The sequence below is a fragment of the Clostridium sp. genome (assembly GCF_032576335.1).
Taxonomy (GTDB): Bacteria; Bacillota; Clostridia; order Oscillospirales; family Acutalibacteraceae; genus Faecalispora.
The window spans coordinates 196,134-219,891 of the sequence record NZ_JAWFXC010000006.1 but is presented as its reverse complement, the minus strand read 5'-3'; the positions used below and the strand labels follow the sequence as shown (position 1 = coordinate 219,891).

Sequence of the window (23,758 nt, the reverse complement as noted above, 5' to 3'; positions counted from 1 at the left end):
ATGGAAACGGTTAAAAATGCAGTGGGCCGTGAAATCCCGAAGGAGTACGCAGATCAATACGGCGTATTTGAGGGACAGTACGCCCGCAAAAATGAATACACAAGAGCTGCCGGCAAGGTGGTACCTACGCTCCCCGGTGAAACAAAGCTCCTTTCTTCTATTAAAGAAGCAATTGAGAAATGCGGCCTGAAAGACGGCATGACCATTTCTTTCCACCATCACTTTCGTGAGGGTGACTATGTTTTGAACATGGTAATCGATGAGATTGCAAAAATGGGTATTAAAAACCTGAAGCTTGCAGCAAGCTCCATCGCCAATGTTCACGAGCCGCTCATTGAGCATATTAAAAACGGTGTGATTACCGAAATTACCAGCAGCGGTCTGCGCGACAAGGTCGGCTCCGCCATCTCTCATGGTTTGATGGAAAAGCCGGTTGTCATCCGTTCCCACGGTGGTCGTGCCCGCGCAATTGAAGCTGGCGATATCCATATAGACGTTGCCTTCCTCGGCGCTTCCAGTGCTGACCCCTACGGCAATGCCAACGGCTCCCATGGCAAAGCAACCTGTGGTTCTTTGGGCTATGCCAAGGTAGACGCTGAGTATGCCGACAAGGTCGTCATTATTACTGACAATTTGGTAGATTACCCGAACACACCAATCAGCATCCCCCAAACTCAGGTCGATTACGTTGTAGTCGTTGATGCGATTGGTAACCCCGATGGGATTGCAAAGGGTGCAACCCGCTTTACTTCAGACCCCAAGGAGCTTTTGATTGCGGCAAATGCCTGCAAAGTCATTACCGCCTCTCCTTATTTTAAAGATGGTATGTCCCTGCAGTCCGGCTCTGGCGGCTCAACCTTGGCCGTTACCCGTTTCTTGGCAGAAAAAATGCGAGAAACTGGCATTACAGCCGGATTCTTGCTCGGCGGAATCACCAGCAACATGGTAGAACTGTTGGAAGAAGGCCTTGCCAAGAAGATTTTGGACACCCAAACCTTTGACCGCGGTGCGGCGGATTCAATCTCTCGCAACGAAGATCATTTTGAAATTTCGGCTTCTTTCTACGCGAACCCCGGTAATAAAGGGGCAGCTGTGAATCAGCTGGATATTGTAATGCTTTCCGCTCTGGAGGTTGATACGGACTTCAACGTAAATGTAATGACCGGTTCCGACGGTGTGATCCGCGGCGCTTCCGGCGGCCACAGCGATACAGCGGCTGGCGCAAAGCTAAGCCTGATTCTGTGCCCCCTACTGCGCGGCCGTATTCCCACCATTGTTGAAAAGGTTAATACAGTGATTACCCCCGGTGAGGGAATCGACGTTGTAGTTACAGAGCTGGGCATTGCAGTGAACCCCCTCCGAAAAGATTTGTTGGAGGCTATGAAGAATGCCGGAGTAAAAGTGTTTACCATTGAGGAGCTGAAAAACAAAGCCTACGCATTGGCCGGCACTCCCGACCCCATTGAGTATGGCGACAAGGTTGTGGCACTTATTGAGTACCGCGACGGCAGCTTAATTGATGTGGTAAAGCAGGTAAAGCGCTGAGATGAACGCGGCTGAAATGTTTGCACACGGAGAAACCCCTACGCTCGAAGAGGTTCTGCTGAACCGAGAGCGGCGGGTACACTTTATTGAGGAACTGCTTTATCGTTTTCCTCTATGCTGTGTGATTTCTTTAAAGTGCAACATTCCCGGGCCAATCAAAAGCAATGGGGAAATTCTGGCTTTGTTTGAATATGGAGTAACCCGAATTCAGGAGCTCCTTCTTCATTCCGGCTGGAAAGCGGATTACCATAAGCGGATGAACCTGCGAACAGGTCCGGAAGCTTTTTGGGTCATCTCGGGGGAATCCCTTGAGGTGAAACAACAAATGATTCTATTTGAGGAAGAAACACTGGGCAGATTGTTCGATGCTGATGTGTTGGTACAAAAGGAAGGGCTTGTGCAAACCCGAAGCAGAGTAGAGCTAGGGTATGAGCCAAGGCGTTGCTTGATTTGTAATGAGGACGCCCGAACTTGTGCAAGCAGACGTATACACCCGGTTACTGCTTTACAGCAAAAGTTGGCTGAGCAAATGCTGGAATATGCGGATGAGCTGGAAAAGTGTATATCCTTGCCGCAATAAAAGAATAATAGCGCAGTAAGCGGACTCATTTTACTTTGGGAGGTCTCCCCGCAACGGGAGCTTCCGCTTACATATTACAGTCGGCATGCGCCTTTATTCGAAACCACATACACGTTGAGCACGCCTAAAAATGAGGAGGATTGCTTATGTTTTTAACAATTTTAGCCTGGACTATGATCATTGTGTTCCTTGCATTGGTTATATCCAAAAAAATGCAGCCATTCACCGCACTGGTACTGGTTCCTATCGCATTTACTGTAGTAGGTGCTTTGGGGAATCAATATGTAGAACGGGTTGCTAAGGCAAACGAAGTTGCCGCAGCCAATGTCACCATTTGGGACCAAATTCAGATTATTGGTAAATGGACAGTAGCCGGCCTTACCAAGACCTCCACAACAGCAATCATGCTGCTGTTCGCTATTCTGTTCTTCTCCATCATGCTGAATGTGGGTCTGTTTGATCCCGTCACCAAGTTTATCATTCGTGCAGCCGGTGGCGACCCGATGAAGGTTTTAATCGGAACCGCTGCTGTTTCCGCTGCTGTTTCTTTAAATGGTGACGGAACCACTACCACCCTAATTGTTTGCACCGCTTTTATCCCGATTTATAAGAAACTGAACTTAAAGATCATGAACCTCGCTGTTCTTCTCATTTTGATGAACACGATTATGAACCTATTGCCTTGGGGCGGTCCCACCGCACGTGTGATTTCTGTCTTGGGCGATGTTTCGGAGCAAAGCATTCTAAACGCATTGTTACCCGGCATGGGCGTTGCCATTCTCTATGTGTTGTTTGTTGCCTACTATTTGGGCCTCAAAGAGCGTAAGAGAGTTGGCATTCAGCACTTGAGCCATGATGAAATCGATGCGCTGACCAAGCCGTCTTCTGCTGAAGAGGAAGCTCTCAAGCGCCCGAAGCTCATTTGGATCAACGCAATTATGACCATCGGCGCAGTTATCATGCTTGTTCTGGGTACTTTCCCCTCCGTATTCATTTTCCTAGTTGGTACTGCTTTGGCAGTTCTTATCAACTACCGTTCTCTCAAAGAACAGAAAGCTCGTATTTCTGACAATGCTGGCGACGCTTTGCAGGTATCCATCCTCGTAATGGCTGCTGGTATCTTCATGGGTCTGTTTACAAATTCCGGTATGTCCGACGCTCTGGCTTCCAGCATGATCTACATGATTCCCGATCAGCTTGGTCGCTTCTGGGGTCTGGTTACCGCAGTTATCTCTGCACCCGGTACCTTCTTCCTGTCGAACGATGCTTTCTACTATGGCGTTCTGCCCGTATTTGCTGAGGCAGGTTACCGTTACGGCTACACCGCTCTCGAGCTGGGTACTGCGTCCCTCTTGGGCCAGGCATTCCACCTTTTGAGCCCCCTCGTTGCTTTCATTTATCTGCTGTTGAACCTGACCGGACTGGACATGGGCGAGTGGCAGAAAGAGTCTGCAAAATGGGCCGTAGGTATTTTTGTTATCTTCATCGGCATGGCGGCCATTACCGGATCCGTACCGCTATTTAAATAACTCCCCCTACACAATTTTTATATTACCTCACGAAAAGGAGCGGTGCGAAAGCACCGCTCCTTTCTTATTATATGTAGGTTGCAATCACCAGAAAGACATGCTATTCTAAAGCAGGCGGGCCTATGGGCACGCTTTCAGTATGAGAGGAGGTTTCCTATGTCTGTACCGGAGGAAAAGAAAAAACTGCGCAATGAACTTAAAGAACGAATTGCAGCACTGTCTTTCGAGTATATTCAGGAATCAGATCAGAGCATCTTAAAAAACATACTTTCTCACCCACGCTACCAAAAGGCGAACACAATATTTTGCTTTGTTGGCACTTCCAGTGAAATTAACACCAGCCTTGTAATTGAACAAGCATTTGCAGACGGTAAACGCGTTGCGATTCCCCTTTGCCTCGGTAAAGGCATTATGGAAGCAAGAGAAATTCATTCTCTCTCAGAGCTGCACAGCGGGATGATGGGTATTTTAGAGCCCGCAGCAGACAGTAAGTTCGTTCCCCCGGAAGAAATCGATTTTGCTATTCTTCCCTGCGTTTCGTGTGACCGTAAAGGCAACCGGCTTGGTTACGGTGGTGGCTATTACGACCGCTTTTTAGAGAAGTCTACTTTCTGCTCTATTCTTATTTGCCGTGAGCGCCTGCTCTGTGAGAAAATCCCCACGGAACTCCACGACATAGCAGTTCCAACCGTAATTACGGAGGCCGGCTGCTTTAACAGCTAATTATAATAAAATGAATGACTGCAGGCAGCCAAAAGGCTGCCTGTTTTATTGATAAGTGTTTACTAATTGATTTAATAAAAGAAATATATTTTACTTATATATAAATAGGAGTTATAATAAGCTGGCTTAAGAAAACACATGTGTTTCCATACAAGTTAGATTAACAACGTTTGAGGAGTGGTATCTCATGGAATCCATATTCAAAAAGCTGCCGGGCATCTCTCTGGCGGCAATCATTGCCGTACCGGCATGGATTATCGGCCAGCAATTTCCAGTTATCGGTAGCCCGGTGCTCGGCATTTTATTCGGAATGCTGCTGGCATTTTGGAAGCGCCCCACAACCTTTCAACCCGGCATCACCTATACTTCAAAAAAGCTGCTGCAATACTCTATTATTTTACTGGGGTTCGATATGAACCTGTTTCAAATCTTTAAAGCGGGCAGCCAAACGCTATTGCTGATGGCATTTACCCTTACCGCAACCTTTGTAGGGGCTTACCTGGTCGGTAAGGCGTTAAAGGTAGACCGCGACACAAATATCCTGATTGGTGTGGGCACGGCAATTTGCGGCGGCTCTGCCATTGCGGCCACCGCCCCTGTTATTGGGGCAAAGGATGAAGATGTAGCGCGTTCTATCTCTACTATCTTCTTTTTTAATGTAATTGCCGCGTTCCTGTTCCCGTTTTTGGGTCACGCTATGCAAATGTCTGACTTCCATTTTGGGCTTTGGGCAGGAACTGCGATTAACGACACCTCTTCCGTTGTTGCGGCTGGTTATACCTTCAGCGATACAGCGGGCAACTTAGCGGTTATCGTTAAGCTAACACGTACCCTTATGATTATACCAGTTACACTGGTGCTCGCATTCTACACTGCAAAGAAGCAGTCGCGTGAAGGTAATGCTGATTACAGCTTTGCTAAAATCTTCCCTTGGTTTGTTCTGGGTTTTGTTGCTGCGGCAGTTATCAATACCTTTCTTCCGCTTCCAGTGGGTGCAGGCAAAGCACTCGCCACCTTTGGCAAATTCGTAATTGTCATGGCGATGGCTGCCATCGGCCTTAATACCAATTTGGTAGACCTTGTAAAACACGGCTGGCGCCCCATTGTTCTTGGTCTTTCTTGCTGGGCGATTCTTGCCGTTACCTCGCTGGCGGTGCAATACAGCTTACTTAATACAATCTTTGCATAAAAAGGAGCGTACAGCAAATTGCTGTACGCTCTTTTTGGGTATGAACTTACCCTTGCACTATTTTTTACTAATTATTTGCTCTGGCGTAAGCATTTTTAGTGGCAGCAAGAATCTCCGTGACAGGAATGTTCCTCTCCTGCATGGTGTTCATGGTGGTGATTGCAGGTTGCACCTTCGGTAACTACCAAACGGTCCGCAAGGTAATCTTGGACCACTTGTTTTACCTCTCCTTGTACTCCTGCCAATACCCGAATTCCCCAATTGGAGAGTGCCTGCTTTGCTCCGTCGCCAATCCCTCCGCAAATCAGCACCGTCACCCCTAGCTTTCCTAAAAGATCCGCCAAGGCGCTATGCCCGCTCCCTTCATTCGAAATTACTCGCTCCGATTGAATGGCTCCATTCTCAATTTCAAAAAGCTGAAACTCCTTACTCTTGCCAAAATGTTGAAAGACTTCCCCGTTTTCATATGGAATTGCCAGAATCATGTTCGTTTCCTCCTGTTTTCATTTTATTACACGGCTTTTGTGCATGGCAGCAGCCACAGCCGCAGGCAGACGCCCCGCCGTAAATTACAAAATCGCCGCCCTCAATTTGCAGCTTTTTTCCATTCACAATACAATCGGCTAACTTCTCCCGTGCGGTGGCATAGATCGCCTGTGCCGTAGTTCGAGCCACGCCCATCTGTTTGGCGCATTCCTCCTGGGTCATTCCTGCCAGATCGATGAGCCGTATACATTCAAACTCATCCACTGAAAGTATAACCGGTGGATTTTCATTGGCGCTTCCATCCAACGGCCCAAAGCTTTGCCGAGCCGGCATGGTACATACACGCCTGCACTTTCTGGGTCTTGGCATTGTTCTGTCTCCCTTATTATCTATTCTATTATCGGCATATGTCAATTACATCATACTCCATTTTTGGTATATGTCAATATTATTGTGAAATAAAAACCTTGACAATTAACTTGCTATTCAGTATATTAGTAATTACTAATATACTGAATAGGTGGTTTTGTATGGCTAAAAGCAAAAAAACAGCAACCATTCTCCCCGATTGTGTGGCCTGCGGCTGCTGCGTTAAGGTTTGCCCATTGGGAGCCATAACCGTTTGGAACGGAATCCGCGCTCAGGTAAACCCCTTGCGGTGCGTAGGGTGCGGAAAATGCGCACAGGCATGTCCTGCCGACGTAATTGTAATCACCAATAAGGAGGAGAACTATGAAGAAACAAAAGCGGTGGTATGAATTTCTTTGGATTTTTTCCGCACTCTACCTTACATTGGGCATCTTTAATATTCTCTTTGCTTGGCTGGGTTTGCTTTGTTTCTTTATCCCGCTGGCAATCTCCATTATTGGGGGCAATAAGGCCTACTGCAATAAATACTGTGGCCGGGGGCAATTGTTTGAGTTGTTGGGTGGTCGGTTTGGTTTTTCCCGAAAAAAAGTGCCACCTAAATTTTTGCGTTCCAAGTGGTTTCGCTATGGCTTCCTCACTTTCTTTATGACAATGTTTGGCCTGATGCTCTACTCCACTTGGCTTGTTTTTTCCGGAGCGACCTTACAGCAGGCAGTTACATTACTGTGGGTATTCCGCCTGCCTTGGGACTGGGTGAATACCTCTTATGTTGCTCCCGCCATTGCACAGTTTGCGTTTGGGTTTTACAGCGTTATGCTAACCTCCACCGTACTGGGGCTCGTTACCATGATTTTGTTTAAACCGCGTTCTTGGTGTGTATATTGCCCCATGGGCACGATGACACAGGGAATTTGCCAAATAAAGCATAGAAAGGACGTTATGTATGGAGGAGAAAGCCAAAAAACTGGCGGAGCTGCTGAAGGTACTTGCCAATGAAAACCGCCTTTTAATATTGTGCCAATTGATTGAAGGGCCTAAAACGGTGAGCCGCATTGCCGAGCATATTCCCAACATTACGCAATCCGCATTGTCGCAGCACTTGGCAATACTCAAAGCACATGGAATTTTGGACTCCACAAAAACCGGCCAAAACATCACCTATCGCTTGGAGGACGAACGCGTAGAAAAAGTGATAGAGGTTCTAAAAATCTATTACTGCAAAGAGGAATCCGAATGAAAATCATCATTTACGCCACACTTCTCATTGGTGCCATGCTCGCTGCAATCCTTTATCTGGGAGATAGGCGTTCCCAAAAGGGCAATGCATCTGCTTACCAAAGAATCAGCGCGGAAGAGGCAAAAAAACAAATGGATAATACCGCAGAATTTATTTTGTTGGATGTTCGCACACCACAAGAATTTGCCGAGCAGCACATTCCCGGTGCTATATTGATTACGGATCATCAACTATCAGCAGAGGCCGAAAAAACTCTTTTAAACAAAGACACACCTTTATTTGTGTACTGCCGGAGTGGGCAGCGCAGTGCCGGTGCTGCAAAGCAATTGGTTCGAATGGGCTATACACAGGTATACGATTTTGGCGGTATTCTGAACTGGCCTTATGAAACGGTAAGTGGAAGCGAACCACAATTGCCATAAATTAAAATGGGTAAAGAGAAGGAGTGGAGATTATGATTGAAAAGCTGGAACGCAAAGAGCGAATACAAGAACTCAGTCCAGCGCAAACTCTGCAAAAAATTGGTTTTACCGCTGGGGAATCTTTTTGTGATATTGGCGCAGGAACCGGAATCTTCACGTTTTCAGCAGCTTCGTTGACAGAAGAAAGTGTTTACGCAGTAGAAATATCAGCCCAGCTATTAGAGTTTTTACAGAAAAGAAAACAAGAACAAAACGCCAAGAACGTTATTATAGAAAATAGCATCTCCCATGTGCCCAGTGCATCCTGCGACAAAGCGCTGCTTTGCACAGTTTTTCACGAGTTAGAAAACACTGGCGATATGCTGGAGGATATTGGGCGAGTATTGCGTCCAGGCGGCACAATGGCCATCATTGAATTTTTACCACAGCAAACAGCATACGGTCCGCCATTGGAACACCGTTGGAGCCCGCAGGCAGTGGCAGAACAGCTTACCGCCCATCGGTTTGAGAAATTCGACTTATTTTATTTGGGTGAAAATTTTTATGTTTTGCTTGCTACCAAACTTTAAAAGCGTTTGAAAAACGTCGAAAAAGGTCGACCCGAAGTGAGTATTTTCGGGTCGACCCGCTTTATTATTCTATCAAATAATTAAAACAGAGTTTATATTCTTTTTGTGCATTATATGGTCTTGTGGCTTCATTCGGATTCTTCTATAATGAAAATTTGTAAAAGGGTGCAAAATCATCCCACACGGTAAGGCAAACCACAGCGCAACAGGAGGAAACCCAATGGCTCGAATTATCGCAGGAAAAGAAATCGTTACATCTATGAACGGCACTCTGAAACAGGAAACCACTCTGTTAAAGGAGAAAGGCTGTACTCCCACTCTAGCCATTGTGCGCGTAGGGGATCAACCGGAATCTGCCGCATATCAAACAGGTGCAACCAAGCGCTGTGAAAAGCTTGGTATTGCTGTACAGGCTCTTATACTGCCGCAGAACAGCTCGTTGAACGAAGTGCTTGAAGTAATTGAAGCACTCAATCACGCATCCGGTGTGCATGGCGTTCTACTCCTAAGGCCATTCCCAGCACATTTGGATGACCGTGCGATTCGAGATGCGCTTTGTTGTGAAAAGGATGTTGACGGTGTGACGAATCTTTCTTTGTACGGTGTTTTTACCGGTGTTTCTCAAGGGTTCCCGCCCTGCACCGCTCAAGCCTGCATCGATATTCTCGATTATTGCGGGATTCCCTTGCGGGGAAAACGAGTGGTTGTGGTAGGTGCCAGCCTCGTGATTGGCCGCCCAGTCGCTATGATGCTTCTGGCACGCGGTGCTACGGTTACCCTCTGCCATATTGATACCGTAGACCTGCCTTCGGAATGCCGCCGAGCAGAGATTATTATCGCGGCAGCAGGGGCGCGTTCCCTTATCGATGAAAGCTGCCTTTCTCCCGGGCAGGTGATTCTCGATGTTGGCGTAACAGTCGGTGCAGACGGCCGCCTTTACGGCGATGTCGATTTTGAAGCGGCGAACACAGTGGCTGCCGCACTTTCCCCGGTACCGGGTGGAGTAGGCACTGTTACAACTACCATACTAGCAAAGCATGTGATTGAAGCGGCCAAACGCACAATGCCGCTCATTTAAAAAACAGCCTCTAAACCGAAGGAAAAGTAACTCCTGGTGTTAGAGGCTGTTATATTTATAGAATGACAATGGAGTTACCCGTCTGCTCCTTACTTTTCTTTTTTGCAGATGCGACGGTATTGGATAAAAGCTGTGTATTTGAAAAATCGACCGCTGAATTGGTCACCGCGGCGATAGAAATGGTAACAATGGGAAAGTTTTCTGAAAAACCATTTCGATTCTTTGAAACAATATACCCACGTTCCCAATCCTCCCTGGAGTAAAAGGGCTGTAATCCTTTTGAAAAAGCGGATATGATTTGATTACACAGCTCTCTTAGCTTTTCCGTATTGCGGGTTAGGATAATAAAATCATCTCCCCCAATATGTCCTTTAAAATCGGCTGCTGAGCAGCAACCGTTCATGGTTTGAGCCATCAGCCGGAGCATATCATCTCCACAAGAAAACCCATACGCATCATTATATGCCTTAAAATGATTCAAATCCAAATAAATAATGGCACAGGGTCGAACATCTGTCATATGCTCTTCAATAGCGTTGTAAATGGCATTGTTGCCCGGCAAGCCCGTAAGGGGATTTGCATCCGCTGCATTTTTTACCCGTATTTGAATCGCCTTATTAAGTAAATCTCGAACTGTTACAATACCAAGGTATTGTTTGCCTTCGGTAATGACCACTGCATCGTACACATTCTTTTGTTCCCGCTCCATTGCCTGTGCCGCCACGTCTTCTATGGATGTAGCGGAATCTACCGATAAAAAACCATCTTGTACTAAGTCTTTCACTGTTTTGCGGTAATACAGGCTGTAGCCGAACTGCCCACTGAACGTTCCCAGCATATACTGGCGTGTTAAAAGCCCACACACGGTGCCATCATGGTTTAAAATACAAACCTCTGTTAATGCGGGGTCCGCGCACATATCGCGGTAAACGGTAAGGGCGGGGGTATCTTCCGGTAAGGCCCTTTTTTTATTGCAAATTGTCCCCACATGCCCAAGCAGCAGCCCTTTGCTGAGAAGACGAAAGGAATCGTTTCTTGTTTGCTTTATCAGCAACTTTACTTCCCCGCTCAGCCGCTTAAATTTCTCACTTGGTCTTGCAAGAAAAAATCCTTGCCCGTATTCTACACCAATTTGAATTAACGTCGTAAGCTCTTCTCTTGTCTCTATTCCCTCTGCAATAACACGAATACCGGCTTCCTTGCAGAACTTTACAATTCCAAGCATAACCGATTTTTTTCTGCCATCCTGATTAATATTTCTCACAATTCCCATATCAATTTTTAGGTAATTGGGGGAGAAAGAGCAAATACGTACTAACCCCGAATATCCGGAGCCGAAATCATCAATTGCTATTTGAAATTTTTGCTTTTGATAGTGTTCTATCGAGGATATAAAAATTGGAATTGTACTTACCGCACTCTTTTCTGTAATTTCAAAAATTACTTCCTCGGTGTTGATCCCAAACCGTAGAAGGGTTTGGCTGGTAAAGCCGCATATGAATTCTGGGTCATATAATATATTGGGGTCGACATTTAGGAAAAGCCGAGTGCCAACCGGTTTATCTACGGCATTTTTGAGTGCCTGAACGCGGCAAAGGCGCTCCAACTCCCACTGCCTTTGTGTAGATGTTGCTATATCAAACAGTTCTTCTATATTCACTTCACAACCGGGGAGAGAAATGCGACTAAGCGCTTCATACCCTAAAATACTGCCATCCTTTAAAGAGGCAATCGGCTGATAAACCGGCTTAATATATCCTCCCCTAAGTATTTCAAGCAAAGAATTATTCGACTTCATCCATTCTTTCACTCCTCGCTGACCATTTCAATAGATTATATCATCAGAATAGAAAAACATCTATGCTTTACCAATAAATGTACATAAAATTATATATATCTTCCACCATTGAATGTCAAGTTAAGGTTTTAAATGCTATTCAAAGTATCTGAAAAACCGAACATTCTATCGAATCGCAACTACTCATTCATAAGCAAAGAACCCCTCCAATATCACATTCACTGGAGAGGTTCTATCCTTATTTTTACTGTTTTTATTGTGCTGTTTAAAGAGCGCTAATTTTATTCCAGGTTCCGTAATCCGCACCAATTTCTTCTTCACTGGATTTCCCGTTTATGAGAACCTGTGCGCTGCAATCTTTTACAACCGCGTTATTGTGTACGTATCCGGCGACCGTACCTACATATTTACCACCGTCTATTTTACCGGAGACGGTGCAGCCAATTACATCGTACATGGTGGGCTGCGCGTAGTACTTGCTGTAAGCGTTTAGATAAAAACCGCCGCCAACAATACCGCCAATACGGTTCGCGGTATCCGCTGCCTGAATGGTAAAATTATTTGCTTTGCAATTGGTAATTTCAGTCGCTGTGCCGCTCGTTGATCCGGCATGACCAGCTAGTCCACCAATTAGCGAGCTTTTTTCACCGGCAATAATTGTTACGGAATCCACTGTGCAATTTTTTGCATACTCACTGTTGTGAAAGCACCCAGCCAGCCCGCCGATACTATAACAACCCGTACCCTTGGCTTCTACTGTACCGGTAGCTTCGCAGCTTTCCACATTGCAATCCTCTGCTCCACCAACGATTAAGCCCACCCCCTGCGTATTATCTCCGCTGAGGATCACCGTACCGCTTGCTTTGCAGTCTTTAATATTCGCATGGCTTGCACCAACGATGCCGCCCACCAAAAAGTGACCGGTCACACGGTTATCTCCACGAAGATTTAAACCGCTTAGCTCTTTACCGTTTGCATAGCCTACCAAGCCGCCCACATACATTTGGGACGCTGGAACAACAATATTTTCGACCGTTACATTCTTTAGCTGTGCATTTTCTCCGCTAATACAACCGAACAAGCCAACCCCGTTTTCGTACTTGCCGCTAATTGTAACGTTCGAGATTTTATATCCCGCTCCATCAAATGTTCCACTAAACGCTGCAGCTTCGCTTGGGGTCTCCGCATCCTCTTCTTTCTCTGACTTGGGTGCAAAAGTACCAATGGGGTCAAAGTTTTTTATGGATGACAAATCAATATCTGCCGCCAGCACATAGCTGCTCGTAAGCGATTCTCTTACCAAATCCAATTGCTCTGCCGTCTTAATTTTCCATGGGTCACTTACTGTTCCGCTTCCACCAGCAAAGCCCTCCGCTTTTGTGGTAGTTGACGATGCTTGTGGCGATTGTACCTGGTTCTCCTGCTGGCCCTGGCAGCCGGTAAACATCGAAATAGAAAGCATTAACGCGCAGACAAGTGCAAGGCTTTTCTTCTTAAGGTTTGGTGTCACCCTCAACTGTGTTTCTTTGTCCATAATCTTCCTCCATCTCTTTGGATTCTTACCTCTTAAGTTAGTTTGGGCTAACTTAAGAGGTAAGAAATAGCACGCAACATGCGCGCACCTCTTTCAGAAGATGATTATACTCTGCAAAACCGGCTTGTTCTACTCCACATAGACAATTTTTGCTCCATTGAGTCGGTGCTTTTTTCGGTATTCCATAGGGGAGGAACCCATTTCCTTTTTGAATGCCGAGGCGAATTTGCTTGCGTTTACATACCCAAGCCTCCATGCCACGGAAGAAACGCTCTCATTGCCCTGGCATAGCAAAACAGCCGCGCGCTGCATGCGATAAGAACGCATATACGCATAAATTGAGGTACCATATACCCCTTTAAAGCACTGCTTCATGGTGGTTAAAGGCAGCTCAAATTGCTCGGAGAGCTCTACTAAAGTGAAGTGGGACTCTGGGTGACAAACCATGTGATTTTTAATGCGCTTTACACATTCAACTTGTTTTTTCTCAAAGTAGCGAGGAGTATCTAAGTGCTCTTCTGGGTTAAGTACACTGAGGAACAATAATAGCTCCAGTACCTTGAGCTTAAAATAACCGAATTTTACAGAATCCTGCACGGTATACAGTTCCGAGAAAATATGCTGAATTGAATCGGTGGCACGCATAATAAAGCACCGATTTCCATTCCCATTGCATAGCTTTTCACGCAATGAAAATAAATCGATGGATATGTCTTTGAGAACCTGTGAAATGGAGTGCTCCGCGCGAACAAGGTCTATCATAATGGATACCCCATTGTAGCGCTCCAATGGGAAACAAGGGTTTTTTGTTTGGTTGACGAGCATATTGACTGACAAATCCCCTTCTTCCAGATAAACGCAGGTTCCATTCAGTAAATCACACTCAAAACGACCCATTCGGCAATGGTTTATCTCCATTAAATTGGGGGAAGTGCCTTTTCCAGAAACGCAATAGGGTGAATCAAAATCGTTATAAATCAGCTCCACACCCTCAAATACCTCATAGCTTGTCATGGTACCCACGCCCCCAATATTACTCATGTGGTAAATGGTGCAATCCGGCTCGTAATCCACCGTGATGTAATCTGGGTGAGCCAATTCAAATTCTTCCATACTACGCAAGAAAGTCCACTCCAATCTTACGAACCATGCTTTGTTGTGTTTTGTTGCTTATAAAGCTAAAAAGCAAAACATCTCACAATTCGTTAGCTTAATCTAACTCAAAGCGTAACAAATCCGAAAGGTAATGTCAAGCTCTCTTCTAATTCCACATATAAAGAAAGAAGGCGAGAAAACAGAACCGTTTTCCTCGCCTTCTTTTCATAAGTATTACAGGGAAGGGAAAGCACTTTTGCAGTCGTCGCCAAACTTGATTTGCAGCGCCTGTACAATTAGCTCTACACATTGGTCTATGCTCCACCGCCCGCTGTTAAGTGTTAAATCGTAATTCACCGGATTCGTCCAATAATTACCACCGGTGTAATATTTGTAATATTCTGCGCGGTATTTATCTGTTTTAGCAATCAGGCTGTGTGCCTCGACCTCCGTTACATTCATGGTTTTCATCACACGGTCTACACAATATAATCGGCGCGCCTCAACGTACACGCTTAGTACATTATCAAAATCACGCAGTACATAGTCGGCACATTTCCCCACGATTACACAGCTTTCCGTTCGCGCCAGCTCCTGAATAATTTTACTTTGAAACTCAAAAAGGCGGTCATCTGACTCAAACGGATGAGTATATGGCAAAGGAGTCAGGCGCTTTTGTAGAGACATTAATTGTTGGCGCAGGTAACCGTCCCGCAAGCGCTCATCTACCTCAACAAAATCGTGTTCATCTCTGCCGCTGTATTGGGACGCAAGCGTTAAAATACGGTTGGCATAGCTGTGAATTCCCAAACGATCGGCCAGTCTTGCAGCCATTTCGCGCCCACCCGTTCCAAAACCGCGGGCAACCGTAATGACAATGGGTTTCATTTTCCGTTCCCCTTCCTCCAATGGAATCTCTTCAAATACCACACAATCTACTCAAAAGGCTTGTTACTTTCTAACTTCACAAAACACCGAGAAATTACACCATGGTTCGAAGCGGAGCGGGATGAATCTCTTCCCGAATGGGAATATATGTCTTTCCCTGCAAGGCCAGTGCGTGTTCCTCCTTTGCCTGCGCGAGCAGCTCAGGCTGCTGCATCAGGCGCATAGCAGAGAGTGCAATGACTCTGCCCGCCAACAGCATTGCCTTTTTTGCCTGCGTGGATTTCCCCTGAGAAACCACCTGCCACGAATGTCCCGGTGTTCCGGCCGCCCAAGCGGCGGCGTATAGTTGCGCCGTCGGGCACATCCAGCTTACATCGCCTACATCGGTTGAGCCGGCCTCGACCCGAACCAAATGTAACGGCTCATAAGGTGTAATAAAATCATAAATTGCGTTTGATCTACGTTCCAGCAAAAAGCGCTTGTTTTTGGGGTCCATGCGCTCCTGAACAGCCTCTAAATATTTGCGGTCTGCTCCCTCTGGAGCGGTTTCGACATATTGTTGTGCCAGTTCATATTCCTCCGGTGTATATTCCGGCGCGCCGATGTCGGTAAATGCATCGAATAAAACCTGTTCCAGTACCTGATTCGATACAAAGTTGGCACAGGATTTAATAAATTGGTGCTCAACTGTGGTTTCGGTCATCATTGCCGCACCTTCCGCAATTTTCTTAACTCGGTTTAGCAGCTCATACGCCTGCCCTTGCTCAGGTGCACGTACCAAATAAATCGCCTTTGCCAAGTTTTGCACCACGTTGGGCGAAAAACCTCCTGTATTGGTAATTGCGTAATGGATACGTGCTTTTTCAACCATGTGCTCCCGCAAAAAGTTCGTGCCTACGTTCATTAGCTCAAGAGCATCCAGCGCACTGCGCCCCATTTCAGGGCTACCGGCAGCGTGGGCACTAATACCGTGAAAGGTAAACTGTACCTGAAAATTAGCCAGAGAGGTATTTTGGCATACCATATTTACACTCGCCGGGTGCCATGTCAGTGCGCAATCCAGTGTTGAAAAAGCACCGGCTCTTGCCATGTACGCCTTACCGGATCCGCCCTCCTCACCGGGGCAGCCAAAGTATGTTACCGTTCCGGGGAAGCCATCTTCCAAATATTTTTTTACTGCCAGTGCCGCCGCAACAGAACCCACACCGAGCAGATTATGGCCGCAGCCATGCCCGCTTGCATCCGGATTCTCCGTCTCTTGGCGGACAATGCCTGCCTTTTGATTTAGGCCGGAGAGTGCGTCGAACTCCCCCAAAATACCAATATGCGGGCTCCCCGAACCATAGGTAGCGGTAAAAGCTGTCTTTATATCAAACGCTCCACGTTGTACCGCAAAGCCTTCTTTCTCTAAAAAATCAGAGAGAGCCTGAGCAGATTGAAACTCTTCAAACTGCGTTTCTGCATATTCCCATATTTGATCGCTCAAAGTACCGAGCAAGATTGCTTTCTCATCAATTTCTGCAAGATAACGATGCAGATTTAATTCTTGTTTCATTTCGTCATCTCCCGGTTCTACAAAAAATAGTCCAGCACGCTTTCCATTACAACCTGATACCCAAGCGGCAAAGAATCGATTTCTACATATTCTTCTCTGGTATGTGCACCGCTCCCGTAGTACGCCCCATAGCAAATACCGGGAATTCCCTGTGATAAGGGGATGTTGCAGTCGGTAGAGGAGGAAGCGGTGCCGGGTCGCTTGCCCGTAACCTGCTCAATAATATCTGCCGCCCTTTGTACCAGCCGGTCGCGTTCTGCTACAGCAGATTCCGTTAAAGCCTCACCCGGGCGGTTCCCAACCTGCTCTACGGTAAGTTCCACTCCCTTTTTGCAGTGAGCGGTGAAAATTCGTTCGAACTCTTCTCTCATATATTGCAGCCCGCGGGCATCGTCTGACCGGTACTCGCACAGCATTTCTGCATTTTGTGCAATGGTGTTAACGGAGGTTCCTCCGGTTATTGTTCCCACATTACAGGTTGTTTTGCCGTACGGAGAAACCTTTACCTGGTACAGGTCACATACAACAGCCGCCAGTTGTGCAATCGCATTGGGCCGACCAAAATCCATGTAGGAATGCCCGCCCTTGGTTGCCACGCTTACCCGAAAACGCTCCGAGCCCACCGAACGGTTCACCACATGTGTCATAGTTCCGTCAAAGCTATAAAACGCTTGAATACGCCCCTCATATTCTTCGCAGAGCTTTCGGGAGCCTTTTAGGTTGCCCATTCCCTCCTCACCGGAATTGCAAACAAACAGTACCCCTACCCCATGTGAGGGGGTAAGCCCCTCGGTAATAACGTACTTTGCAGCTAACATAAGTGCAGCTAGATTTGCCGTGTCGTCTCCCACACCCGGTGCCCATAAGCGACCTGAGTGCTCCCGCACAGGGAGCGGAGCGGTGTCTGGGAACACCACGTCAGTATGGGCACAAAAAATAACCACCGGATTATCTTTGGTTACTCCAACAGGGCAAATTACATTGAGTGCGCTGTCGGTATATACCCCCTGCGCCCCGCAGGCTTCCAGCCAATGCCTGCAAAACTCCATTCTTTGTTCTTCATGGTTGGAGGGGGATGGGATCGCCGCCATTGTTTTCAGTAAATCGTACGCCTCTTTCTCATGAGCGATTAAAAAATCCTGAGCCTTTTGTATCAATCTTTCATACCTCCGAATCATCCTAATTATTCTCTACTGGGGCAGAGTCTATCCCTGCTCCTGACCAGCCCTGCTCATACATAAGGCAGGCAACCCGATGCCCCGGGGCTACCAGCTTTAGCTGGGGCGTTTGCAGCGAGCACTGCTCGGTTGCATAGGGGCAGCGTGTATGGAACACACACCCGGAAGGCAGGTTAATGGGGGAAGGAAGATCTCCTTTTAATACAATTCTCTCTTTTTTCGTATGAGGTGAGGGATTGGGTACGGCTGAAAGCAAAGCCTTTGCATAAGGGTGCAGGGTATTGCGGAACAACTCTTCTGTTTCGGCTTCTTCCATCATGTGCCCCAAATACATTACACCAACTCTGTCTGATACATATTTTACCACACTCATGTCGTGAGCGATGAACAAAAATGAAATCTGGTCTTTTTCTCTCAAATCTTGCAGTAAATTAATGATTTGCGCCTGGATGGATACATCGAGTGCAGAGACCGGCTCATCACAAATAATAATTTTGGGGTTTAGAATGAGCGCCCTTGCAAGGCCGACTCTCTGGCGCTGCCCGCCGGAAAACTCATGCGGATAGCGGTAGAAATGCTCGAGCCGAAGACCAACCTTTTCCATGATTTCCACAGCGGTATCCATTCTGGATTCTTTGGTGCCAATGTTATGGATTTTCAATGCTTCGGTCAATATATCGCCCACCCTCTGCTTGGGGTCCAATGAGGTATATGGGTCTTGAAATACCATTTGAATATTGCGCCGCATTTCAATCAGCTGCTGGCGCTTCATCTGCGTGATATCCTGATCCAGCACTTCAATGGAGCCGCCGGTAGGTTCGGTTAAGTACGCCAGAGTACGGCCAAGCGTGCTTTTGCCACACCCGGTTTCCCCAACAAGGCCGTAAATCTCACCCTCGTGCAAGGAAATATCTACGCCATCCACTGCTTTAACATCTTTTTTCCCTCTATTTAGCACTGAGCCACGCACGGGGAAGTATTTTTTCACCCCTGTGCCGCGTAAAACGACCCTTGCGGTATTTGTCATCTCATTCCCTCCTAACCAGCCTCATAACTCAAAGGCGTTTGATATAACTCGCTACTGCTTTCCTTCTGGTAATGGCAGCGCACGCCCTGTGACTCCGAAACCGAACGAAGCTCCGGCATTTCTGCAAGACACCGATCCGTAGCATAAGGGCAGCGAGGGGCAAACCGGCAGCCTGACGGAATCTGGTTTAATAGCGGAACGGTACCACTGATTTGGTATAGGCGCGTTGCCTTGGTTGTTTCAAGCTTGGGGATAGAATTCATGAGCCCCACGGTGTACGGGTGCATGGGGTGATCAAAAATATCCTCTACTCTCCCCTCTTCCACAATTTGACCAAGGTACATTACAATCACTCGGTCACAGGTTTCTGCAACCACTGCCAAATCATGTGTAATGAGCATTACGGCCATCCCGAGCTTCTTGTTCATCTCCACAATCAAATCCATTATCTGTGCCTGTATTGTTACATCGAGTGCAGTTGTTGGCTCATCGGCAATTAATAGCTGAGGGTGGCAGGCAAGCGCAACCGCAATCATCACCCTCTGCCGCATTCCGCCGGAAAGCTCAAACGGGTACTGGTGAAACCTCCGTGCGGGATCTGGTATGCCCACCAAATCCAGCATTTCAATTGCCTGCTCCTTAGCCTGCGCTTTGGTCTTTTTTTGGTGAATCAGAATGGCTTCCACAATCTGATCCCCCACGGTAAAAACCGGATTCAGAGAGCTGAGCGCATCCTGAAACACCATGGAGATTTTTGCCCCGCGCACGCTTTCCATCTGCCTTTCAGGAAGAGAGAGCAGGCTTTCTTGATGAAACAAAATGTCACCGGAATACCGCACAAACGACTTTTCATCGTAGAGCCGTAAAATCGACTGTGAGGTAACACTTTTTCCGCACCCGGATTCCCCCACGATGCCAAGCATTTCTCCCGCGTGAACTTCAAAACTAACGCCGTCCACTGCTTTGAGCATACCGCGCTCGGTTTTAAACTCCGTACACAAATTTGCAACCTGTAATACCGTTTCCATGTTGCTGCCCTCCTTTCTTAATTGCTCTTTGGGTCGAGCACGTCGCGGATACCGTCACCCAAAAGGTTCAGCCCCAGAACCGTCATTGCGGTAAAGATACCGGGGTATAAAATCATCCACCAAGCAGTGTAAATAACATCCTTACCCTCTTTTAGAATATTGCCCCAGCTTGGTGCAGGAGCAGGAACCCCGGCGCCAAGGAAGCTCAAAGCCGCCTCGGTAATAATGGCACTGGCGAACACAAAGGTCATTTGAACAATCATCGGCGACAGGATATTGGGTACAATGTGCACCCAGAGGATTCGCCTCTGCGAAGAGCCGAGGCACCGCATTGCCTCAATATATGTCTGCTCCTTCACCACCATCGCCTGGCTGCGGGCAAGACGTGCCATATTCGGAATATTGACCACCGTGAGGCTGATGATTACATTTTTAATGTCCGCACCCAAAACCGCCATCATGGTAATTGCCAGAAGCGTGCTTGGGATTGCTTTCAGGCCGTCGCAAATACGCATTAAAACATTATCGGCAATTTTATTGGTGCTGGCGTAAAGCCCGATTACAAGACCAAGGAACCCGGAAACAAGACCAACCGTAAAACCGACGAGAAGTGAAATTCGTGCGCCATAGAGAACTCGTGCAAATACATCGCGCCCCATATTATCGGTACCAAACCAATGCGCGGCACTCATTCCCATCAGGCGGTCTGCAGTGTTCATTGCTAGTGGGTCGTGCATAGCAATCAGCGGTGCAAACACTGCTAAGACAATTACCAAGAGAACAACGGAAAGCCCGAATACCGATGCACGGTTGTGTGTAAACTTTTTCAGCCGAATTTCAAGCTGCTCCTGCGCCAGCTTTTTCTTCTGCATACTCAGATCGTTCTGAGCAGCTGTATAGGTTAAAGTACCTTCTGAACCATTTGTCTGAAGCATAGGTCGCCCTCCTCTCAGGCCGCTCGAACCCTGGGGTCTGCAACCCCGTACAACAAATCTACCAGCATATTAATTAGCACATTAAACAAAGCGATTAACAGTACGATTGCCTGAATCACATAATAGTCACGCCGACCAATGGAATTCACCATGAGCTGCCCTAAACCGGGAATGGAAAACAAGCTTTCAATGACTGCTGCACCTGCCAGCATTTGAACAGCACTCTGCCCAATCATGGTAATAATGGTGACTAAAGAATTCCGCAGTGCATGCTTTGCAATTATCACCACATCGCGAACACCCTTTGCCTTTGCCATCTTAATGTAATCACTGCCCAAAACCTCGAGCATGGCAGAGCGGGTCATACGCATCATGAGTGCCGCATTCATAAATCCCAGTGCAATTGCCGGCAGGGTAAGTGACCGAATATGCGGCCAAAGCCCACGGCTCATTTCCACATAACCAGAAACCGGGAAGAAATGCAGCTTTACCGCAAAAATTAGCATAAGAAACAAACCAAACAAAAAGCTGGGTAGCGAAATCCCCATTAGTGAGAGCACGGTTACCCCGTGGTCAATCCCATTGCCCTTATTTTTAGCGGCCAGCATACCCATGGGAATAGCAATCACACTTGCAATGCACAAAGCATACAGCGCGAGTGAAACCGTGGGTTTTACGTGGCTGAACACCACTGCCGCCACCGGTTCACTACCCGCGGTGCTAATCCCAAAATCGCCGTGGAACATGTTCCCAATCCAGATAAAATACTGTTCCATCACGGGGCGGTCAAGCCCCATTTTCGACTCCAGCTTTGCAATGTCATCCGCCGTTGCTAAATCACCCAGCATTGCCGCGGCTGGGCTGCCCGGTACCATTTTTAGCAGGGTAAATATCACGACAGATACCACAAACAAAACCGGAATTACAGACAGTAGTCTACGAACAATAAATTTCTGCATCAGTCTTCCCTCCTCAGCCTACAATCATGGGACATTGTTACTTCGAACCTTTCTCTGCCCCACAGCACAGCGGGGGCAGAAGCATATCTACTTTCAAGGATCTTTTCCATATATCAAATTACAATTTAAGATTCCACAACACCAGCGTTCCAGAACCTTGGTCCGCCGCTGTACATATTGATACCAACTACATTTTTCTGCCACGCAAACATACCCATATAGTGACCGGGGGAAATAATGGGTAGGTATTCCCAAGAGTATCCCTGCAGCTCGCTCCACTTGGCTTTTGCTTCCTCCAGGGTGGGTGCCGAGGTCATCTCTTTAAATAGCTTCTGGAGTTTAGCATCATCTGACCAGCCGGGGTATTTTGCACCGAAATAAAGCTTGAGGGATGGCACGGGAACCTCAGCAAAGGAGGTAATGTACAAATCAAATTTCGCGGCATCCTTACGGTATTCCGTCAAGGTAGCCCAATCAACCACCGTTAGCTTTACGGGGATGCCAATTTTCTCAAGCTGTGCTTTCATGGCAATTGCCATGTTATCCATCTTGTTGAGTGTTGAAACCAGAATGGTGAAGGTTTCACCCTTATACCCATTCTCTGCAAGAATTTTCTTGGCTTTCTCTCCATCCTTCTGGTTGTAATTTTCTTTCCCTGCATCCGAATTCCAGAAGGGCTGGCCTGCGTCCATATACGAGGAACCCAGCTCGTAGCCTTTCCCATAGCTGGCTGTTAACAGCTCATCAAAATCAAGGGCTGTGTTAACGGCAGTGCGGAAATACTGCTTCGAGGCAATTCCCTGCTTGTGGTTAAATACCAATGCAATGGAACCCATCTGCGAGCTTACAGTTTTTAGATTTGGGTTGCTTTCTAAGCGGGCGTAATCATCGTAAGAAATGTTATACCCTACGTCATACTGCCCGGCCTCCAGCCCGGCAGACTGTGTGGCCTGGTCTGCCACTAAATCAAACTGAAGCGTTTTTGTAGGGGCTGCTTTGTAGCCGCTCCAGCCATCCATTTCAGCACCCTTTGTGCCGTAGGGTACATAGTCTGCAAAACGCTCGAGCTTAATGTACTGGTCCTGCTTCCATTCGGCAAATTTATAGGGGCCGGTACCAATGTAATCCTTTAAGAAACCGTTGCTGTCTTCATTTTTGCACGCGGCAGCCGTCGTAATAGAAGCAGGCTGTGCAGCACCTGCTATCATAGCCGGGAGCAAAATCAGTGAGGATTTCCCGTCGATTTTAACGGTGTAATCATCCACCTTTGAGAACCGGGCATCACCAACCATTGTACCCGCGGAGCTAAAGCCTTCAATCCAGCGGTTCATAGAGGCAACTACATCATCTGCCTTCATTTCACTGCCATCGTGGAATTTTACACCCTTTCGAAGAACAAACGTAAGCGTTTTTCCTTCATTCGCTGCTTCAAATTTCTCGGCAAGCTCTGGCACTGCTTCCGCCTTTGCGTTGAGAGTGACGAGTTTTTCCCAAACGGTACCATCGCAAATTTGCCTTGCAACCAGCGAGCTGTTTTTATGCAAATCTAATGACGGTGCCTGCTGGGTTACCGCAATATGAAGCGTTTCTCTATACTTTGCATTTTCCGGAACAGAACCCGCTCCAGATTCCACTGCACTTTGTGTTCCCGTAGAGCCGGAACAGGCCGAGAGTGACATTGCAGCCGCTAATACCAAAGCAAGGAATCGTTTTAGCTTCTTCGATTTCATGTGATAGTACCCTCCTAACAAATGTTTGAAATACACCCATAACAAAAGGGCACACGAATTTTGTAAAATTCGCGTGCCCCATTGCAAGCTGTTTATTGCCTGTATTTTTGATTGTTTTATGAATTATACGTCCAGCAAAAACATTTTGTCAATAGCAGAAAACTTCAATTTGCAAGTTTGGGTCTTTGAAAAATCATTTTAAGCAAATTATTATTTAAAAAACGCTCTATATTCAAATGCTTTTTACTTCAATTATGGGCAATAACCCTATATTGTCTTAACTTGCCAAACAGATAAGGTCAGT

General features: G+C 46.9%; 24 protein-coding genes. 11 read left to right on the top strand and 13 right to left on the bottom strand.

The features are described 5' to 3' along the window. The 5 genes from citF (at position 1) to E7L17_RS09240 (ending at position 5,566) form a co-directional block, all read left to right on the top strand. On the top strand, positions 1-1,545 hold the full coding sequence (gene citF, locus E7L17_RS09260) for a citrate lyase subunit alpha (protein ID WP_316322959.1): 1,545 nt from the start codon (positions 1-3) through the stop codon (positions 1,543-1,545). A 1-nt stretch (position 1,546) separates the two neighbouring features. After that, positions 1,547-2,125, top strand: a complete 579-nt coding sequence (citX, locus tag E7L17_RS09255) for a citrate lyase holo-[acyl-carrier protein] synthase (protein WP_316322958.1) — start codon at positions 1,547-1,549, stop codon at positions 2,123-2,125. A 146-nt stretch (positions 2,126-2,271) separates the two neighbouring features. Beyond that, positions 2,272-3,654, top strand: coding sequence for a citrate:proton symporter (locus tag E7L17_RS09250; protein ID WP_316322957.1), 1,383 nt, complete (start codon positions 2,272-2,274; stop codon positions 3,652-3,654). A 156-nt stretch (positions 3,655-3,810) separates the two neighbouring features. After that, a complete protein-coding gene (locus tag E7L17_RS09245; protein WP_316322956.1) occupies positions 3,811-4,377 on the top strand; it encodes a 5-formyltetrahydrofolate cyclo-ligase in 567 nt (188 codons plus the stop codon). 187 nt (positions 4,378-4,564) lie between these two features. Continuing rightward, positions 4,565-5,566 carry a YeiH family protein gene (locus tag E7L17_RS09240; protein WP_316322955.1) on the top strand — a complete coding sequence of 334 codons (1,002 nt, stop codon included), beginning with the start codon at positions 4,565-4,567 and terminating at the stop codon, positions 5,564-5,566. Between the two features lie 95 nt (positions 5,567-5,661). Here the strand turns inward: E7L17_RS09240 and E7L17_RS09235 are convergent, their stop codons facing one another. Next, positions 5,662-6,051 (bottom strand): NifB/NifX family molybdenum-iron cluster-binding protein, encoded by a 390-nt coding sequence (locus E7L17_RS09235; protein ID WP_316322954.1) that lies wholly within the window; start codon positions 6,049-6,051, stop codon positions 5,662-5,664. Then, positions 6,029-6,421: a DUF134 domain-containing protein gene (locus E7L17_RS09230; RefSeq protein WP_316322953.1), complete on the bottom strand. Its 393-nt coding sequence runs from the start codon at positions 6,419-6,421 to the stop codon at positions 6,029-6,031. Before E7L17_RS09230 ends, E7L17_RS09235 begins: the two co-directional genes overlap by 23 nt. A 161-nt stretch (positions 6,422-6,582) precedes the next feature. Between E7L17_RS09230 and E7L17_RS09225 the strand changes: the two genes are divergently transcribed. The 6 genes from E7L17_RS09225 (at position 6,583) to E7L17_RS09200 (ending at position 9,727) form a co-directional block, all read left to right on the top strand. Then, positions 6,583-6,810: a 4Fe-4S dicluster domain-containing protein gene (locus E7L17_RS09225; protein WP_316322952.1), complete on the top strand. Its 228-nt coding sequence runs from the start codon at positions 6,583-6,585 to the stop codon at positions 6,808-6,810. After that, entirely contained in the window at positions 6,785-7,417 is a 633-nt protein-coding gene (locus E7L17_RS09220) for a 4Fe-4S binding protein (RefSeq protein WP_316322951.1), read from the top strand. Before E7L17_RS09225 ends, E7L17_RS09220 begins: the two co-directional genes overlap by 26 nt. Next, positions 7,365-7,658 (top strand): metalloregulator ArsR/SmtB family transcription factor, encoded by a 294-nt coding sequence (locus tag E7L17_RS09215; RefSeq protein WP_316322950.1) that lies wholly within the window; start codon positions 7,365-7,367, stop codon positions 7,656-7,658. The genes E7L17_RS09220 and E7L17_RS09215 overlap by 53 nt, the downstream gene beginning before the upstream one ends. Further along, complete coding sequence (locus E7L17_RS09210) at positions 7,655-8,080, top strand: rhodanese-like domain-containing protein (RefSeq protein WP_316322949.1); 426 nt, start codon at positions 7,655-7,657, stop codon at positions 8,078-8,080. Before E7L17_RS09215 ends, E7L17_RS09210 begins: the two co-directional genes overlap by 4 nt. A gap of 32 nt (positions 8,081-8,112) precedes the next feature. After that, positions 8,113-8,649, top strand: coding sequence for a class I SAM-dependent methyltransferase (locus E7L17_RS09205; RefSeq protein WP_316322948.1), 537 nt, complete (start codon positions 8,113-8,115; stop codon positions 8,647-8,649). A 220-nt stretch (positions 8,650-8,869) separates the two neighbouring features. Further along, entirely contained in the window at positions 8,870-9,727 is an 858-nt protein-coding gene (locus E7L17_RS09200) for a bifunctional 5,10-methylenetetrahydrofolate dehydrogenase/5,10-methenyltetrahydrofolate cyclohydrolase (protein WP_316322947.1), read from the top strand. Positions 9,728-9,782: 55 nt separating this feature from the next. Here the strand turns inward: E7L17_RS09200 and E7L17_RS09195 are convergent, their stop codons facing one another. The 11 genes from E7L17_RS09195 to E7L17_RS09145 all read right to left on the bottom strand — a co-directional run bounded on the left by E7L17_RS09195 (position 9,783) and on the right by E7L17_RS09145 (position 23,454). Then, positions 9,783-11,525 (bottom strand): GGDEF domain-containing protein, encoded by a 1,743-nt coding sequence (locus E7L17_RS09195; RefSeq protein ID WP_316322946.1) that lies wholly within the window; start codon positions 11,523-11,525, stop codon positions 9,783-9,785. 265 nt (positions 11,526-11,790) lie between these two features. Beyond that, the gene (locus E7L17_RS09190; protein WP_316322945.1) at positions 11,791-13,059 is read right to left on the bottom strand and encodes a GLUG motif-containing protein; all 1,269 of its coding nucleotides are present in this window, start codon (positions 13,057-13,059) and stop codon (positions 11,791-11,793) included. Between the two features lie 129 nt (positions 13,060-13,188). Further along, the gene (locus E7L17_RS09185; RefSeq protein WP_316323019.1) at positions 13,189-14,172 is read right to left on the bottom strand and encodes an AraC family transcriptional regulator; all 984 of its coding nucleotides are present in this window, start codon (positions 14,170-14,172) and stop codon (positions 13,189-13,191) included. Between the two features lie 216 nt (positions 14,173-14,388). Then, entirely contained in the window at positions 14,389-15,042 is a 654-nt protein-coding gene (locus E7L17_RS09180; protein WP_316322944.1) for a cytidylate kinase-like family protein, read from the bottom strand. 94 nt (positions 15,043-15,136) lie between these two features. Beyond that, positions 15,137-16,597, bottom strand: a complete 1,461-nt coding sequence (locus E7L17_RS09175) for a M20 family metallopeptidase (protein ID WP_316322943.1) — start codon at positions 16,595-16,597, stop codon at positions 15,137-15,139. A gap of 17 nt (positions 16,598-16,614) precedes the next feature. After that, positions 16,615-17,754 (bottom strand): M20/M25/M40 family metallo-hydrolase, encoded by a 1,140-nt coding sequence (locus E7L17_RS09170; RefSeq protein ID WP_410470656.1) that lies wholly within the window; start codon positions 17,752-17,754, stop codon positions 16,615-16,617. Positions 17,755-17,776: 22 nt separating this feature from the next. Beyond that, positions 17,777-18,802 (bottom strand): dipeptide ABC transporter ATP-binding protein, encoded by a 1,026-nt coding sequence (locus E7L17_RS09165; RefSeq protein ID WP_316322941.1) that lies wholly within the window; start codon positions 18,800-18,802, stop codon positions 17,777-17,779. 11 nt (positions 18,803-18,813) lie between these two features. After that, complete coding sequence (locus E7L17_RS09160; RefSeq protein ID WP_316322940.1) at positions 18,814-19,830, bottom strand: ABC transporter ATP-binding protein; 1,017 nt, start codon at positions 19,828-19,830, stop codon at positions 18,814-18,816. Positions 19,831-19,847: 17 nt separating this feature from the next. Further along, positions 19,848-20,765, bottom strand: a complete 918-nt coding sequence (locus E7L17_RS09155; protein ID WP_316322939.1) for an ABC transporter permease — start codon at positions 20,763-20,765, stop codon at positions 19,848-19,850. A gap of 14 nt (positions 20,766-20,779) precedes the next feature. Continuing rightward, positions 20,780-21,724, bottom strand: coding sequence for an ABC transporter permease (locus E7L17_RS09150; protein ID WP_316322938.1), 945 nt, complete (start codon positions 21,722-21,724; stop codon positions 20,780-20,782). Between the two features lie 125 nt (positions 21,725-21,849). Further along, entirely contained in the window at positions 21,850-23,454 is a 1,605-nt protein-coding gene (locus E7L17_RS09145; RefSeq protein WP_316322937.1) for an ABC transporter substrate-binding protein, read from the bottom strand. Between the last annotated feature and the right edge of the window lie 304 nt (positions 23,455-23,758).

What these genes read in the sequence shown, in the direction of transcription:
- E7L17_RS09205 (WP_316322948.1), top strand. Translation starts at nt 8,113, where the DNA reads ATGATTGAAAAGCTGGAACGCAAAGAGCGAATACAAGAACTCAGTCCA.
- E7L17_RS09230 (WP_316322953.1), bottom strand. Translation starts at nt 6,421, where the DNA reads ATGCCAAGACCCAGAAAGTGCAGGCGTGTATGTACCATGCCGGCTCGG.
- E7L17_RS09165 (WP_316322941.1), bottom strand. Translation starts at nt 18,802, where the DNA reads ATGACAAATACCGCAAGGGTCGTTTTACGCGGCACAGGGGTGAAAAAA.
- E7L17_RS09210 (WP_316322949.1), top strand. Translation starts at nt 7,655, where the DNA reads ATGAAAATCATCATTTACGCCACACTTCTCATTGGTGCCATGCTCGCT.
- E7L17_RS09250 (WP_316322957.1), top strand. Translation starts at nt 2,272, where the DNA reads ATGTTTTTAACAATTTTAGCCTGGACTATGATCATTGTGTTCCTTGCA.
- E7L17_RS09235 (WP_316322954.1), bottom strand. Translation starts at nt 6,051, where the DNA reads ATGATTCTGGCAATTCCATATGAAAACGGGGAAGTCTTTCAACATTTT.
- E7L17_RS09190 (WP_316322945.1), bottom strand. Translation starts at nt 13,059, where the DNA reads ATGGACAAAGAAACACAGTTGAGGGTGACACCAAACCTTAAGAAGAAA.
- E7L17_RS09160 (WP_316322940.1), bottom strand. Translation starts at nt 19,830, where the DNA reads ATGGAAACGGTATTACAGGTTGCAAATTTGTGTACGGAGTTTAAAACC.
- E7L17_RS09145 (WP_316322937.1), bottom strand. Translation starts at nt 23,454, where the DNA reads ATGAAATCGAAGAAGCTAAAACGATTCCTTGCTTTGGTATTAGCGGCT.
- E7L17_RS09220 (WP_316322951.1), top strand. Translation starts at nt 6,785, where the DNA reads ATGAAGAAACAAAAGCGGTGGTATGAATTTCTTTGGATTTTTTCCGCA.
- E7L17_RS09185 (WP_316323019.1), bottom strand. Translation starts at nt 14,172, where the DNA reads ATGGAAGAATTTGAATTGGCTCACCCAGATTACATCACGGTGGATTAC.
- E7L17_RS09175 (WP_316322943.1), bottom strand. Translation starts at nt 16,597, where the DNA reads ATGAAACAAGAATTAAATCTGCATCGTTATCTTGCAGAAATTGATGAG.
- E7L17_RS09155 (WP_316322939.1), bottom strand. Translation starts at nt 20,765, where the DNA reads ATGCTTCAGACAAATGGTTCAGAAGGTACTTTAACCTATACAGCTGCT.
- E7L17_RS09180 (WP_316322944.1), bottom strand. Translation starts at nt 15,042, where the DNA reads ATGAAACCCATTGTCATTACGGTTGCCCGCGGTTTTGGAACGGGTGGG.
- E7L17_RS09200 (WP_316322947.1), top strand. Translation starts at nt 8,870, where the DNA reads ATGGCTCGAATTATCGCAGGAAAAGAAATCGTTACATCTATGAACGGC.
- E7L17_RS09195 (WP_316322946.1), bottom strand. Translation starts at nt 11,525, where the DNA reads ATGAAGTCGAATAATTCTTTGCTTGAAATACTTAGGGGAGGATATATT.
- E7L17_RS09225 (WP_316322952.1), top strand. Translation starts at nt 6,583, where the DNA reads ATGGCTAAAAGCAAAAAAACAGCAACCATTCTCCCCGATTGTGTGGCC.
- E7L17_RS09240 (WP_316322955.1), top strand. Translation starts at nt 4,565, where the DNA reads ATGGAATCCATATTCAAAAAGCTGCCGGGCATCTCTCTGGCGGCAATC.
- E7L17_RS09150 (WP_316322938.1), bottom strand. Translation starts at nt 21,724, where the DNA reads ATGCAGAAATTTATTGTTCGTAGACTACTGTCTGTAATTCCGGTTTTG.
- E7L17_RS09245 (WP_316322956.1), top strand. Translation starts at nt 3,811, where the DNA reads ATGTCTGTACCGGAGGAAAAGAAAAAACTGCGCAATGAACTTAAAGAA.
- citF (WP_316322959.1), top strand. Translation starts at nt 1, where the DNA reads ATGGAAACGGTTAAAAATGCAGTGGGCCGTGAAATCCCGAAGGAGTAC.
- citX (WP_316322958.1), top strand. Translation starts at nt 1,547, where the DNA reads ATGAACGCGGCTGAAATGTTTGCACACGGAGAAACCCCTACGCTCGAA.
- E7L17_RS09215 (WP_316322950.1), top strand. Translation starts at nt 7,365, where the DNA reads ATGGAGGAGAAAGCCAAAAAACTGGCGGAGCTGCTGAAGGTACTTGCC.